Origin of the sequence: Indolivaga alginatilytica (assembly GCF_003201355.1) — a bacterium.
In the GTDB taxonomy this organism is placed as follows: Bacteria; Bacteroidota; Bacteroidia; order Bacteroidales; family Dysgonomonadaceae; genus Dysgonomonas_A; species Dysgonomonas_A alginatilytica.
This window is the reverse complement of record NZ_QICL01000002.1, coordinates 176,642-190,314: the sequence shown is the minus strand read 5'-3', so window position 1 is coordinate 190,314 and position 13,673 is coordinate 176,642. Positions and strand designations below refer to the sequence as shown.

Annotated in this window: 14 protein-coding genes; 9 read left to right on the top strand and 5 right to left on the bottom strand. The window is 37.1% G+C overall.

What is annotated here, in order from left to right; translation table 11 throughout:
• Positions 1–21: 21 nt before the first annotated feature.
• Entirely contained in the window at positions 22–1,023 is a 1,002-nt protein-coding gene (locus CLV62_RS03550) for a Stealth CR1 domain-containing protein (protein ID WP_110309417.1), read from the bottom strand.
• A gap of 153 nt (positions 1,024–1,176) precedes the next feature.
• Here CLV62_RS03550 and CLV62_RS03545 point away from each other — a divergent pair, with 153 nt between their 5' ends.
• The 3 genes from CLV62_RS03545 to CLV62_RS03535 all read left to right on the top strand — a co-directional run bounded on the left by CLV62_RS03545 (position 1,177) and on the right by CLV62_RS03535 (position 4,412).
• The gene (locus CLV62_RS03545) at positions 1,177–1,800 is read left to right on the top strand and encodes a LysE family translocator (protein WP_110309416.1); all 624 of its coding nucleotides are present in this window, start codon (positions 1,177–1,179) and stop codon (positions 1,798–1,800) included.
• A gap of 151 nt (positions 1,801–1,951) precedes the next feature.
• Complete coding sequence (locus tag CLV62_RS03540) at positions 1,952–3,046, top strand: glycosyltransferase (RefSeq protein ID WP_110309415.1); 1,095 nt, start codon at positions 1,952–1,954, stop codon at positions 3,044–3,046.
• Positions 3,047–3,215: 169 nt separating this feature from the next.
• Positions 3,216–4,412, top strand: coding sequence for a C1 family peptidase (locus CLV62_RS03535; protein ID WP_110309414.1), 1,197 nt, complete (start codon positions 3,216–3,218; stop codon positions 4,410–4,412).
• A 56-nt stretch (positions 4,413–4,468) separates the two neighbouring features.
• Here the strand turns inward: CLV62_RS03535 and CLV62_RS03530 are convergent, their stop codons facing one another.
• On the bottom strand, positions 4,469–5,194 hold the full coding sequence (locus CLV62_RS03530; protein ID WP_110309413.1) for a hypothetical protein: 726 nt from the start codon (positions 5,192–5,194) through the stop codon (positions 4,469–4,471).
• 200 nt (positions 5,195–5,394) lie between these two features.
• Here CLV62_RS03530 and gltX point away from each other — a divergent pair, with 200 nt between their 5' ends.
• Together gltX and CLV62_RS03520 are read left to right on the top strand one after the other, a co-directional pair.
• Positions 5,395–6,918 (top strand): glutamate--tRNA ligase, encoded by a 1,524-nt coding sequence (gene gltX / locus CLV62_RS03525; RefSeq protein WP_110309412.1) that lies wholly within the window; start codon positions 5,395–5,397, stop codon positions 6,916–6,918.
• Positions 6,919–6,920: 2 nt separating this feature from the next.
• Complete coding sequence (locus CLV62_RS03520) at positions 6,921–8,156, top strand: 3-deoxy-D-manno-octulosonic acid transferase (RefSeq protein WP_110309411.1); 1,236 nt, start codon at positions 6,921–6,923, stop codon at positions 8,154–8,156.
• Positions 8,157–8,182: 26 nt separating this feature from the next.
• On the opposite strand, the gene CLV62_RS03515 is transcribed toward CLV62_RS03520, so the two are convergent.
• Genes CLV62_RS03515 through folB form a run of 3 tightly spaced genes read right to left on the bottom strand, consistent with a single transcriptional unit; the run spans position 8,183 to position 9,700 of the window.
• The gene (locus tag CLV62_RS03515; protein ID WP_110309410.1) at positions 8,183–8,797 is read right to left on the bottom strand and encodes a hypothetical protein; all 615 of its coding nucleotides are present in this window, start codon (positions 8,795–8,797) and stop codon (positions 8,183–8,185) included.
• 12 nt (positions 8,798–8,809) lie between these two features.
• Positions 8,810–9,340 carry an RNA methyltransferase gene (locus tag CLV62_RS03510; protein WP_110309409.1) on the bottom strand — a complete coding sequence of 177 codons (531 nt, stop codon included), beginning with the start codon at positions 9,338–9,340 and terminating at the stop codon, positions 8,810–8,812.
• Between the two features lie 6 nt (positions 9,341–9,346).
• Entirely contained in the window at positions 9,347–9,700 is a 354-nt protein-coding gene (gene folB / locus CLV62_RS03505) for a dihydroneopterin aldolase (RefSeq protein ID WP_110309408.1), read from the bottom strand.
• A gap of 226 nt (positions 9,701–9,926) precedes the next feature.
• On the opposite strand from folB, the gene CLV62_RS03500 reads away from it, so the two are divergent.
• From CLV62_RS03500 to CLV62_RS21865, 4 genes are all read left to right on the top strand, one after another.
• On the top strand, positions 9,927–10,238 hold the full coding sequence (locus CLV62_RS03500; RefSeq protein WP_245903995.1) for a bactofilin family protein: 312 nt from the start codon (positions 9,927–9,929) through the stop codon (positions 10,236–10,238).
• A gap of 62 nt (positions 10,239–10,300) precedes the next feature.
• Entirely contained in the window at positions 10,301–12,085 is a 1,785-nt protein-coding gene (locus CLV62_RS03495; RefSeq protein WP_110309407.1) for an aminopeptidase P family protein, read from the top strand.
• Positions 12,086–12,144: 59 nt separating this feature from the next.
• Positions 12,145–12,666, top strand: a complete 522-nt coding sequence (locus CLV62_RS03490) for a gamma carbonic anhydrase family protein (protein ID WP_050710958.1) — start codon at positions 12,145–12,147, stop codon at positions 12,664–12,666.
• Positions 12,667–12,812: 146 nt separating this feature from the next.
• Positions 12,813–13,673, top strand: coding sequence for an endonuclease/exonuclease/phosphatase family protein (locus CLV62_RS21865; RefSeq protein ID WP_110309406.1), 861 nt, complete (start codon positions 12,813–12,815; stop codon positions 13,671–13,673).

Genomic DNA, 13,673 nt, shown 5'->3' with positions numbered 1-13,673 from the left:
AACGGATAGGTTTGCGAGACCTCAATACTTCTCAAAAGCTGATTTTAGAGGAAATACTTCTTTAAAGCTCCTCTTTAAAGTATTTTTCGCACGCTTGAAATCCAATATTTCTACACTGTCATTGAGACACATAATATCATACTCCTGACGTCTGATCTGATCGCAGATATGAAGCAGCGAATGATCTGTAATATCCACAAAAGTAGTATCTTTTACAGTATTGTAAGGATGAAATTTTCCGGCTGCCAATTGCCAGTAACGGATCAACCACTGATTAACATCGGAGTTTGATCTGAATCTCGATCTACATGTCAGATGCAATGCAGACGTTGCCTGAGACCACACTTCGTGGTAAGTAGACTTAAGAAATGCATTAGGAAGGTGGGGATCAACAAAGCCCGAAAAATCGCGCCAAGTAAATAAAAAAGCATTACTCAACAGGCTAAACCCATAGTTTAAAGAAAACCACTTTTTCCAGAACTTTCTTATCTGTTGATGTTTATTGAAATAGGAATCAATTATATCCAAGTCATTTATAGCCATATGGATAATAGTACCATCCGAAGGCTTTGAAGTCATCACAGCATAGTCGCAAGGCAAACCCTTCTTAAAAAAACGTGATGGTTTTACAGGATTCAGAACATACAAGTCGTCATTGAAATATATAAAATGCTCGGACAAGGATTCTATACGATGTAGATTCAATTCTATAGCATTTGCACTGAATGTAGGCAGATATTCGTGGGGAATAAAATCTTCATGTTTTACCCAATTCAATTGAGGATGCTCCAGATTGAGCCAATCTGGAATGTGACCCGATGTTACAAAGTGAATTTTATCAATCCAAGGCATAAATTTTTCTATCCCCCTGAACCAATAACGAAGCAAATCCCAATCCCTGAAACGGATTGAACTGGTATCACCTATAGGCGACCGTCCTGCATGCTGCCTGAAACTTTGCTGCCATTCCTTATCCTGTCCATTCACCCAGGGTAATACAATATCGATACCAGATGTATTCATTTAATTTCTGTAATTAATAGAATAAGGTATATTCTACTACAAATATAAACAGTATAATTTTACAAAAGTTTATACCTTTGCTTACACATTCGTACTATTTTTTTTAACCAATCGAAAATTTGGCATAATTTCAGCCAATCAGAAAACAAAACAATGGACTTTTCATTTCTATACAAGGGGTTTATTCTCGGATTTTCGGTTGCCGCCCCCGTAGGCCCTATCGGTGTACTGTGCATCAACAGAACCCTCCATAAAGGGTATGCGTCAGGCTTAACAAGTGGTTTGGGTGCAGCAACAGCTGATCTTATATATGGCTGTATAGCGGGTTTTGGACTTACCATCGTTTCCAATTTCTTGGTCGGGCAGCAAATTTGGTTTCAAGTGATCGGATTAGCATTCTTATTTTATACAGGTATAAAAACTTTGACAAGAAACACCTCTCAAGCCAAATTCAGTACAAGTTATAACAAAGGATTACTGAACGATTATACAACAACATTTTTGCTGACAATAACCAATCCTCTGACCATTTTATTCTTTCTGGCTGTTTTTGCAGGTCTCGGATTATCCAATACCAAACAAGATAAATTTGCATCCATATTGCTTGTTTCGGGCGTATTTATCGGCTCTGCTGCATGGTGGCTCTTATTAAGTGGCTTCACTCACAAATTGAAGAAAATGATCAGTGACAGCATATTGAAACGCATCGATTTATTTTCGGGGTTATTAATCTTATTCTTTGCCTTCATTCTTTTATATGATTTAATTACAGGCTGATACTTTTATAATTATTTTTTTGTTATATCAAGGAGAAATGAAAAACATATCCCAGAGGGTGCGTTAAAAAGATCAAGACATATAAGTTTAACTCCTCCCCTGTATATTTTACAAAAGTTTATACCTTTGTTTACACATCAATCTTTTTTGAATGAAAATTCTTTTATTGGGAGAATATAGCAACCTTCATTGGACTTTAGCACAAGGGCTACGGGCTTTAGGGCATTCGGTTGTGGTAGCCTCCAATGGAGACCGATTCAAGAATTACAGAAGAGATATTGATATTTCCCGAAAGAGCTACAACAGTATCGACACTCTTAAATATACTTACCTTCTCAGCAAAAATTTCAGACAATTCAAAGGATTTGATGTTGTACAGATTATAAATCCACTTTTCCTCGACCTTAAACCCCATAAGAATTTATTGGCTTTCAACCATTTAAAGAAATACAATGGCAAAGTATTCATGGGAGCTTTTGGAAATGATGCTTATTGGCTGAAAGCCTGTTTAGACAAAGAGACTTTTCGCTATTCGGAGTTTGATATACCAAACCGAGCGGACTATCTCGATTCAGCCAAAGAAATAATCAGGGTTTGGACTGATAAAGATAAAGTGGATGTAAACAGGGAAATAGCTGAAAGATCGGACGGTATAATTGCCTGCCTTTATGAGTATTTCGTTTCTTACAAGCCTCAATTCGAGAAAAAACTTACCTATATTCCCGCCCCTATCAATACTTCGGAAATCATTTTCACCCAAAGAGGTAAAGACCAATCTAAGGTGAGATTTTTTATAGGGATACAAAAACAGAGAAACGAAATCAAAGGAACTGATATCCTATATAAATGCTTGCAAGAAGTACAATCAAAATATCCGAATGAATGTATCATCCATAAAGCAGAATCTGTGCCTTACGATAAATACATTGCAATGAGAGATCAATCAGATGTATTGCTGGATCAACTCTATTCGTACACGCCGGGCATGAATGCGCTAACAGCCATGGCACAGGGACTTCTAGCGGTAGGAGGTGGAGAACCCGAAATGTACAACCTGCTAAATGAAAAGGACAATCATCCTATCATAAATGTACTCCCTAGCGAGGAGGATATATTCAACAAACTAGAGAATCTAATCTTAAATAGGGAACAGATTCCTCAACAATCAATCAATAGCCGTTTATTCGTAGAACAACATCACGACTATATAAAAATAGCACAGCAATATTTAGACACATGGTTATAAAGAAAATCACTGATTTATTAAACTTTCGACTAAAACAGAACCTATAATCTGCTATGATTATAAAACAGTCCATTTAAATACTTTTATTTACTTATTAACTCTTTTAGGATAAAAAATATAGTCTTTATACTTATTTCTTTACCTTTGTGATACTAAAAAAACATATAATATGAAGAAACTTTTTGTTGCATCTGTTGCTCTCTTGATAGCTGTATCGGCATGGGCACAAACTGATAACACGAACTCACCCGGTTATCAGTTTTCAGTAGTAAAAGAAAACCCAATCACTTCCATAAAAAATCAGGGAAGCAGTGGTACCTGTTGGTCATTCTCAGGTGTTGGCTTTTTAGAGTCAGAACTATTGAAAATGGGAAAAGGAGAACAGGATATTTCCGAAATGTATATCGTACGCCGCAATTATGAAGACAAAGCGGTAAAATATATCCGCCTGAACGGAAGCCTTAACTTCTCTCAGGGAGGTTCTTTTGCCGATGTTATCGAAACTTTAAACGAATACGGAGTCGCACCCAATGAAGTGATGCCCGGACTTGATTACGGTGAAACCGGACACAAACACGGTGAAATGGCTGACGGTCTTACAGGATACATCAACGGCATCATGAAGAACGGCAACAAAAAGCTTTCAACATCATGGTATAACGGATTCTCAGGTATACTTGATGCTTTTTTAGGACAAAAGCCCGAAAACTTCACATATAAAGGTAAAAACTATACACCACAAAGTTTTGCTAAAGAACTTGGCTTAAACAGCAATAATTATATATCATTCACCTCATTTACACATCACCCATTCTACGCTCCCTTTGCGGTAGAAGTTCCGGACAACTGGCGTTGGGCATTGTCTTACAATGTTCCTTTGGACGATATGATAAAGGTAATGGATAATGCCATCGAAAAAGGATATACTATTGCTTGGGCTTCGGATGTAAGCGAGGTAGGTTTTTCTCGTAACGGAATCGCAGTAGTTCCGGATGATAGTGCTCCCGAGAATGTAGGTTCAGACCAAGCTCATTGGTTAGGATTGTCTGCAACAGAAAAGACTTCAACCCTAAAAAAGAAAATTGAGCAAGGTCCCGTTAAAGAACTTGTAATTACTCAAGAGATGCGCCAAAAAGGATATGATAACTATGAGACAACTGACGATCATGGTATGCAGATTTTTGGCATCGTAAAAGATCAAAACGGAACTAAATACTATTTAGTAAAAAACTCTTGGGGAGAAGCAGGAGCTTACAAAGGTATTTGGTATGCATCGGAGGCTTTCGTAAAATACAAAACAATCAGTTTTGTTGTAAACAAAGAAGCTGTACCTAAAGACGTTGCCGGCAAATTAAATCTTAGATAAGCCATTACTTAGAACAATATATAAAAAGACCCTTTCTTTTAGAGATTGGGTCTTTTTTATTGTTCAATAAATTGCATATACTCTCTTCTTTTCCAGCCATTTTTGGGAACATCCTCTTCTGTCAATGTTAACTTTCTAGTTTGAGGTACTAAATTCTCTGTTAAAATGTTATTCGAGGGATTTTTTTTCATCAGTAGAACAAAAAAGAGACAATCCTGTTCATATATTTCGAATGCTCCGTTTCTCTTTGTCTTATATCTGGCTATCCTGTTGGTGTATCGTCTGCCTTTCCATAGAAACTCATACGTAATCCAATAATATTGGGGAGATATTTCATCCAGCCTAATTATTTTAGCGATAGAGTATACTCCCCGTGCATTTAATAGGAGATGAGGATTTTCTCTTAATTCTTTCTTGCTGATCCTAATCTTTCCTCGATTTATCTCCTCAATCAAGGCAGATACAATATCAGGCAAAATCAGTACCCATCCGATAGCATAAAGCACTTTTGCCGCGATAACAAACCCTCTTTGTTCGCCTACCCATATGGGTATATATATTGAGAAGACTAACAACCCTAAATAGACCAAGAAGACTAGAATAGATAAAGCATTTCTGATAATCTTACTACCAAGTTTTTGTATGATATGATCACACATTACAAAAAAAGAAGATATTCCCCTTATACAAAGCAAAACTCCAATGATCATATAAATTCCGCCTTCTAATAATATCCAGAATATTACATCGATATCGTTTGCAAAAAAATGACTTAGTATCATCTAGAATGAATACATGTATACATAAGTTAATAATTACACTTTACTGATAAAGATATAATTAATTTATGACAAAAATCTTTTTTCAGTAAGATTGAAACTAAAAGATGCTTATTTGATAAATACTTTAGTCTAATATTGAGATTTTTTGCATATTTTTGTAGCCATTTTTCTAAATTCGAGTCACAGATATTTTTATCAATATGAGTTCACAAGTAAGGGTGCGCTTTGCTCCCAGTCCTACAGGTCCATTGCATATCGGAGGAGTACGTACTGCATTATACAATTACCTTTTTGCTAAACAACAAGGTGGAGATTTCATTCTTCGAATTGAGGATACTGACTCGCAACGCTTTGTGCCGGGTGCTGAGGAATATATCATTGAAGCACTTACATGGCTAGGTCTTAACTTTGATGAAGGAACTCACGTTGGTGGTCAATACGGACCATACAGACAATCAGACAGAAAACATATTTATAAAGAATACGTTGATATTCTTCTCAATAAAGGTGCTGCTTATATGGCATTCGACACTCCTGCCGAGTTAGATGCCAAAAGAGCAGAAATTGAGAATTTCCAATATGATGCCTCTACAAGAGGACTTATGAAAAACTCTTTGACTCTTTCGCAAGAAGAGGTTCAGACACTAATTGACAAAGGCGAAAATTACGTTGTCCGCTTCAAGATAGAGCCTAATGAGGATATTACAGTAGACGATCTTATCAGAGGAAAAGTAGTTATTAACTCATCAGAGCTTGACGACAAAGTATTATTCAAATCAGCAGACAATCTGCCTACATATCATCTTGCAAACATTGTAGATGACCATTTAATGGAAATATCGCATGTAATAAGAGGCGAAGAATGGCTACCATCTGCTCCTCTGCATGTATTATTATACAGGGCTTTTGGATGGACAGACATCATGCCAAAATTCACCCACCTTGCACTTCTTTTGAAACCTGACGGAAAAGGCAAGCTAAGTAAACGCGACGGCGACCGTTTAGGTTTCCCCGTATTTCCTTTGCTTTGGACTGATCCTAAGACTCAAGAAGTATCTTCGGGATACAGAGAAAGCGGGTATCTACCAAGTGCAGTTGTTAACTTCTTAGCTTTACTGGGATGGAATCCCGGCAACGACCAGGAGATCATGTCTATGGAGGAGTTAATCAAACTTTTCTCAATTGAAAGATGTAGCAAAAGTGGTGCGAAATTCGACTTCGAAAAAGGAAAATGGTTCAACCATCAATATATTCAAGCTACTTCTAATGAAGAATTAGCAAAACTATTCGAACCTATCTTGCAAAAAGAAGGAGTCAACGCTAAAGTTGAGTATATTGAAACAGTTGTGGGTCTTATAAAAGAGCGTGCTAACTTAATCCCCGACTTATGGGATCAATCCTCTTTCTTCTTCAAAGCTCCCGATAGCTATGATGAGAAAGTAATAAAAAAACGCTGGAAAGAAGATTCATCGGCTCAGATATCCGAATTATCTGATGTATTGAATGCAATATCCGATTTCTCGGCACACAACCAAGAAGAAATTGTAAAACAATGGATCGAAGATAAAGGATACCATTTAGGCAATATAATGAATGCTTTTCGACTGGCTATTGTTGGCGAATCGAAAGGACCTCATATGTTTGACATTACGGCAACAATTGGTAAAGAAGAAACTCTTAATCGATTAAAAACTGCTATTTCTAAAATTGAATACAAAGCTTAAGCATGTATAATTTCATCATAGGTCTTTACGCTTTTATTGTATATATCATATCGCCTTTTCACAAAAAAGCCAGATTGATAGTTAAAGGACACAGAGATGTGTTCAAAAAACTTGAATCAGAAATAGATCCCAATGCTAAATATATTTGGTTACACGCCGCATCATTAGGTGAGTTTGAGCAGGGAAGACCAATTATCGAAAACATAAAGGAGAATCATACATCATACAAAATACTATTGACATTCTTCTCGCCTTCGGGCTACGAAGTACGTAAAGATTATGAGTTGGCAGATATAGTATGTTACCTCCCTTTCGACAGAAAGAGCAAAGTAAAACGCTTTCTGAATCTGGCAAACCCTCACATGGCGATTTTCATAAAGTACGAATTCTGGTACAATTATGTTAATCAACTACATAAAAAAGACATACCCATCTATATGGTATCAGCTATTTTCCGTCCCAATCAGATATTCTTTAGATGGTACGGAAAATTTTACCAAAAGATGCTTCACTTTTACTCCTGTATTTGTGTACAGGATGAAAACTCGAAGCAACTCCTCAATAATATCGGAGTAAAGAATGTGGAAGTTTGTGGTGATACCCGCTTCGATCGGGTTTTAGACATTAAAGCCGGAGCTAAAACACTTCCTCTTGCGGAAGCATTTACCAAAAACGAAAAAGGCGAAAAACAGATAACTCTTGTAGCCGGAAGTTCATGGCCTAAGGATGAAGATATATTTGTAAAGTACTTCAATGGCAACCCTGACCTTAAGCTTATAATAGCACCTCACGAAATACACGAAGCACATTTAAGCTATATAGAAAGCATAGTAAAACGTCCTTCTATCCGCTATTCAAAGGCAACAGTAGAAAACATACAACAATACGACTGTCTTATAGTCGATTCTTTCGGCTTACTATCCTCTCTTTACGAATATGGAGAAATAGCTTACGTAGGTGGTGGATTTGGAGTCGGTATTCATAATATTCTAGAAGCTGCCGTATATGGCATCCCTGTATTCTTTGGACCAAACTTCAAGAAGTTCAGAGAGGCGCATCAACTCATCGAAGAAGGCGGAGGATATCCGATACAAGATGACGAAAACTTCTGGAGTCTTATGAATGAGTTTTTAGAATACCCTCAGGTACTAAGTTCAGCAGGTAATCTTGCAGGAGAATATGTAAGAAACAATGCAGGTGTAGTAGATAAAGTAATGCAGATTATTGATTTGAAGTAAAGGAGCTGAGTAAGAAGTTAGAGCATTTATTTGTCCATCATTAACTTTCCAATGATCTCTATTGATTTAACAACAGCCTCATTCAAATTAAAAATACTTTTCCTTGTTTTTCTTATAGGATTTTCCCAATCTTGATCCTTGATTATAGAAACGATAAATCCTTCACTTGCACCATACCAACCAACATCTAACAAATAACCTTTCGGATAGATAACCTGCAACATATCTTCACGTAAACTGTCTCGTGAAAAATCAGTTTCAATATGGGTTACATATCCATCTTTAAAATCAATATCTTCAAAAGGATTAGTTGGTACTCTCACTTCGATTGGATCTAAATTCTCATCCTGTTGTTCATGCCAGTTTAATATCGCTCGAACATTATGAGTAGAAATAAATTCGTCTGCTATTGGTGAGAAGAAGCAATACAACCCTTTTTTCATCTTATCACTTTTCAGGACTCCTATTTTTGGATGTATAAACTCATCACTGATTTGATTCACTCGATAAACTAAACACAGCTGCTTGTCATCAGAAATGATATGCAAATAGGGTATATCATAATCCTCATCTAATTTCACAAACCAATAAAATAATTGATCTTTATAGATAAGCTTCCGTTTTCCTTTCTCACTTATCATACTCTACATCTATTAAGGATGAAGTTGCTTAAAGAAATCCCAGATTACAATTCCCGTAGTTACGGCTACATTTAAAGAATGCTTCGTTCCATATTGGGGAATCTCGATGCAGCCATTACAAGCATCAACAACGGCTTGTTGTACACCTTTCACTTCGTTACCCATAACAATTGCATATTTCTTATCAGAATCGAGCTGTAAATCATCTAACATCACACTGTTTTCCACTTGTTCAATAGCAAAAACCGTATAGTTATTTTCTTGCAATTTCTCCACAGCTTTTACCGTATCTTCAAAATATTGCCATGTTACAGAATGCTCCGCTCCCAATGCAGTCTTATGTATCTCGGGATTAGGCGGAGTTGCAGTTATTCCGCACAAGTAGATCGCCTCTACAAGAAAAGCATCCGAAGTTCTGAATACAGATCCTACATTATTCAAACTTCTAATATTGTCTAACACAACCACTAAGGGTATTTTCTCAGTCTCTTTAAATTCTTCTGCCGAAATTCTATTCAATTCCGTTATTTTCAGTTTTCTCATAACATTTCAATCTATAATCACCACACTAGCAAACTCGACTTGGCCTCCAACGGGAGGGTTTCTCTTCGAGATTTTCAGTTCTACTTTTTCGATTTTCGGAAATTCACATTTCAATGCTCGAACGATCCTTCCGGCTACATGTTCCAGTAACTTGGACGGTATCATCATTTCTCTTTTTACAACATCAAAAACTGAAGCATAACTTAGAGTTTCATCCAGATCATCCGATACTGAAGCTTTCTCGAAATTAACGTTTAGCTTAAGATTGATAACGAAAAGATTCCCAACTAGAGTCTCCTGAGCAAACACACCGTGATTGGCATATATCTCGACATTTTCAAGTAATATGTATGTTTCCATAACCTGTGATATACATTAAGGTCTCAGACCTTTTTTATTGCTTTGGCAAGTATAAATACAATCGGCTCTTATAGCCGAATAGTATTGTATTATATAGCTGCTGTTACTTAAGTAGAAGAATAGAGCTGCAAAGCTAAGTTTTTTTTTTATATTTGTTATCTGAAAAATCTCAATTATAATTTGACATATGCTAAATCGTAAGGAAGTCGCACCAGCCCCAAGTGGCATGCATAATGTATTATCGACAGGAACCGTCCTGACAGGAAATCTAGTCACGCAAGATGATATTCGAATCGATGGAGTTATTGAAGGAAATATTATCAGCCAGGGAAAAATCATCATCGGTAATAACGGTCACGTTTCGGGTGATGTAGAATGTCAAAATCTTGATTTACTTGGAAAAGTTTCAGGCAACGTGTTGTGCGAAGACACGATAATACTTAGAGTTACAGCAAATCTGATTGGAGATATTACTACTCAAATCATAGAGATAGAACCGGGAGCCCGTTTTACAGGGTCCTGCAAAATGAAAAGTTAAATAGAGTCCTCAACTACTACGCCGGACTCTTATAGTTTCACCATACTTAAATATTGCACGTCATGGCAAACAATATACAACGCCATCTGGGAGCACTAAGAAAGTTTCTGGAAGAAAAACAACTACATGCGTTTATAATCCCCAGCACCGATCCTCATCTGAGTGAGTATCCTGCCGCACATTGGGCTTCAAGAGAATGGATTAGCGGATTCACCGGATCTGCCGGTACTGTAGTTGTTACACGAGATAAAGCCGGCTTATGGACAGACTCGCGTTATTTCCTTCAAGCTGCAAAGCAATTAGAAAATACAAGCATCGATCTTTTCAGAGAAGGCTTGCCCACGACCCCAACTATTGAAGAATGGCTGATTTCTGAATTATCCGAAGGCAATACTGTGGGTATCGATGGAAACGTATATGCAGCAAACGAAGCTTTTCAGCTAAATGTTAGATTGAATCTAAACGGATTACATCTAATAACTGATTACGACCCTTTTGTTGAAATATGGAAAGACAGACCTCAGATACCTCTGAATCCTATTTTTGAACTACCCGTTAAGTACAGCGGACTTGAAGCTTCTAAAAAGATTTCACAAATCTGTACTATTATAGACAAGCATGGTGCTGACTCGCTATTAGTAGCATCGTTGGATACAATTGCATGGCTTTTCAATATCAGGGGGAATGATGTTCAGTGTAATCCTGTAGCAGTTTGCTTTGCTTATGTTTCTAAAAAAGAAACAGTCGTGTTTATCAATCCTAAGAAGCTGACTCAAGAGATGGGTCAATACTTCAAACAGGAAAACATACAAGTAGCCGATTACGATAAGATATTTGATTATATAAGCTCAATTCATCCTCAAACCCGAATTTGCTTACAAAGTTCAAAAGTATCTTTCGCTCTGTATAATAAGATCCCAAAAACTTGCCGCATCATAGATATTCCTTCTCCTGCCGATCTGATGAAAAGCAAGAAGAATGAAACTGAACAAGAAGGCTTCCGCAATGCAATGCAACGCGATGGTGTTGCTTTAGTAAAATTCCTTATGTGGTTTGAAGAAGCTGTACCAACAGGTGAAGTGGAAGAAATGACAATCGTTGAAAAACTAACCGAATACAGGAGTCAACAAGACCTTTATGTAGGAGAAAGTTTCGATACAATAGCAGGTTATGGGCCTAATGGAGCAATTGTTCACTATCATGTAACACCCGAAAGCTCAGCTAAAGTGAAACCCGAAGGGCTTCAACTGATAGATTCGGGCGCTCAATATTTTGATGGCACTACCGACATTACACGTACTGTTGCCGTAGGACCTCTTACCGAGCAAATGAAAAAGGATTATACCATGGTACTCAAAGGTCACATAGGTATAGCAACATGTAAATATCCGGAAGGCACACGAGGCAGCCAGATAGATATATTGGCTAGAAAAGCTTTATGGGATAATGGACTTAATTATCTGCATGGAACTGGGCATGGTATCGGTCATTTTCTCAATGTACACGAAGGTCCTCAAAATATACGGATGAACGAAAATCCGACTACATTGCAGCCGGGAATGGTAACATCTAACGAACCGGGACTTTACCGAGCTAATCAATACGGTATCCGTATTGAGAATCTGATCTTGACAAAAGAAGATTGTGTAACAGAGTTTGGAGCTTTCTATTCTTTCGAAACACTTACTCTTTGCCCGATAGATACAACCCCAATCGTAAAGGAAATGCTTACAGAGGAAGAAATTTCATGGTTCAACAATTATCATCAGTATGTATATGACCGATTGTCATCAAGTCTTTCCGCAGAAGAAAAAGAATGGCTGAAAGATAAGACTAAAGCAATCTAAGGCTATCCCCCTTTTTTGCTGCGCTTCGTATTTACTTTATATTTATATAGAAAAATAAAATGGCTTTAATTAAAGAAGTTAGAGGTTTTACACCTCAAATAGGAAAAAATGCTTTTTTGGCAGATAATGCAACAATAATAGGAGACGTAATCATGGGCGATGATTGCAGCGTTTGGTTTAATGCTGTACTTCGTGGTGATGTAAATTCAATACGTATAGGCAACCGTGTGAATATTCAAGACGGTACTGTTTTACATACACTTTATCAAAAGTCGACTGTTGAGATAGGCGATGATGTTTCGGTAGGTCATAATGTAGTAATACATGGTGCTAAAATAGAAAGCGGAGCTCTAATCGGCATGGGAGCAATAGTTCTCGATCATGCAGTAGTAGGCGAAGGCTCTATTGTTGCTGCCGGATCGGTAGTACTCAGCGGAACAATTATAGAACCCGGAAGCATATATGCCGGAGTACCTGCCAAATTCGTAAAGAAAGTGGATGCCGAGCAGGCCAAAGAAATGAATCAGAAAATTGCTAAGAATTATTTGATGTATTCGGGTTGGTTCAAAGATGAAGAATAAAAGGTCGCAAACCTTTTTGCCAACTTTTACTTCGAGAAATAAAAGACAAACAAAAATCATTCATATCCAAAATATAATATAAGACGAAGCTTTTTAATTAAATTAGCTTCGTCTTTATGTTAGAAGAAACACTAAACTAATAAACGATGAAAACAAAATTCTTATTACTACTTTGTATATTAAATTGTTCATATATCGTGAATGCTCAGAGAATAACTGTAGCAACATATAATATTCGTAACGAGAACTCGGATGATATAAAAAATGGTAATGGTTGGCAACAACGTTTGCCCGAAATATGCAATTTGATCAAATACCACAACCTCGATATTATCGGAACACAGGAAGGATTGCATAACCAATTGGAAAACATAAAGGAACAATTACCCGAACTCGATTATATTGGTGTCGGACGAGACGATGGCAAGAAAGCAGGGGAATATTCTGCAATTTTCTACAAAAAAAATAAGTATAAATTGCTGAATTCAGGAAATTTCTGGTTAGCGAATAACTCTTCTAAACCTAATTTGGGATGGGATGCAGTTTGCATTCGTATTTGCACGTGGGGTAAATTTAAAGAACAAGCATCGGGCAAAGTATTCTATCTCTTTAATTTACACACCGATCATGTCGGCATAAAAGCCCGTAAAGAAGGAACTAAACTAGTTCTTGAGAAAATTAAAAAGATAGCCGGAAAAAAACCGGCGATACTAACCGGCGATTTCAACGTAGACCAGAATAATGAAAGCTACGTCTTTTTGGATACATCAGGCTTGCTGAGAGACTCATATGAGTTGTCTCCTGTCAAGTATGCAAATAACGGAACATTCAATGCATTCGACCTGACGAGAAAAACAGATGAGCGTATAGATCATATTTTTCTTACCAAGGATTTCAACGTTATACGTTATGCCATCTTAAACGATAATTATTGGGATACAAACAGTGTACCCCGCCTGCCTTCCGACCATTATCCTGTAGTTACTCAAATTGAGTTCACAAAATAA

What these genes read in the sequence shown, in the direction of transcription:
- CLV62_RS03550 (WP_110309417.1), bottom strand. Translation starts at nt 1,023, where the DNA reads ATGAATACATCTGGTATCGATATTGTATTACCCTGGGTGAATGGACAG.
- CLV62_RS03535 (WP_110309414.1), top strand. Translation starts at nt 3,216, where the DNA reads ATGAAGAAACTTTTTGTTGCATCTGTTGCTCTCTTGATAGCTGTATCG.
- CLV62_RS03530 (WP_110309413.1), bottom strand. Translation starts at nt 5,194, where the DNA reads ATGATACTAAGTCATTTTTTTGCAAACGATATCGATGTAATATTCTGG.
- CLV62_RS03500 (WP_245903995.1), top strand. Translation starts at nt 9,927, where the DNA reads ATGCATAATGTATTATCGACAGGAACCGTCCTGACAGGAAATCTAGTC.
- CLV62_RS03540 (WP_110309415.1), top strand. Translation starts at nt 1,952, where the DNA reads ATGAAAATTCTTTTATTGGGAGAATATAGCAACCTTCATTGGACTTTA.
- CLV62_RS03510 (WP_110309409.1), bottom strand. Translation starts at nt 9,340, where the DNA reads ATGAGAAAACTGAAAATAACGGAATTGAATAGAATTTCGGCAGAAGAA.
- CLV62_RS03545 (WP_110309416.1), top strand. Translation starts at nt 1,177, where the DNA reads ATGGACTTTTCATTTCTATACAAGGGGTTTATTCTCGGATTTTCGGTT.
- CLV62_RS21865 (WP_110309406.1), top strand. Translation starts at nt 12,813, where the DNA reads ATGAAAACAAAATTCTTATTACTACTTTGTATATTAAATTGTTCATAT.
- CLV62_RS03490 (WP_050710958.1), top strand. Translation starts at nt 12,145, where the DNA reads ATGGCTTTAATTAAAGAAGTTAGAGGTTTTACACCTCAAATAGGAAAA.
- CLV62_RS03495 (WP_110309407.1), top strand. Translation starts at nt 10,301, where the DNA reads ATGGCAAACAATATACAACGCCATCTGGGAGCACTAAGAAAGTTTCTG.
- CLV62_RS03515 (WP_110309410.1), bottom strand. Translation starts at nt 8,797, where the DNA reads ATGATAAGTGAGAAAGGAAAACGGAAGCTTATCTATAAAGATCAATTA.
- CLV62_RS03520 (WP_110309411.1), top strand. Translation starts at nt 6,921, where the DNA reads ATGTATAATTTCATCATAGGTCTTTACGCTTTTATTGTATATATCATA.
- gltX (WP_110309412.1), top strand. Translation starts at nt 5,395, where the DNA reads ATGAGTTCACAAGTAAGGGTGCGCTTTGCTCCCAGTCCTACAGGTCCA.
- folB (WP_110309408.1), bottom strand. Translation starts at nt 9,700, where the DNA reads ATGGAAACATACATATTACTTGAAAATGTCGAGATATATGCCAATCAC.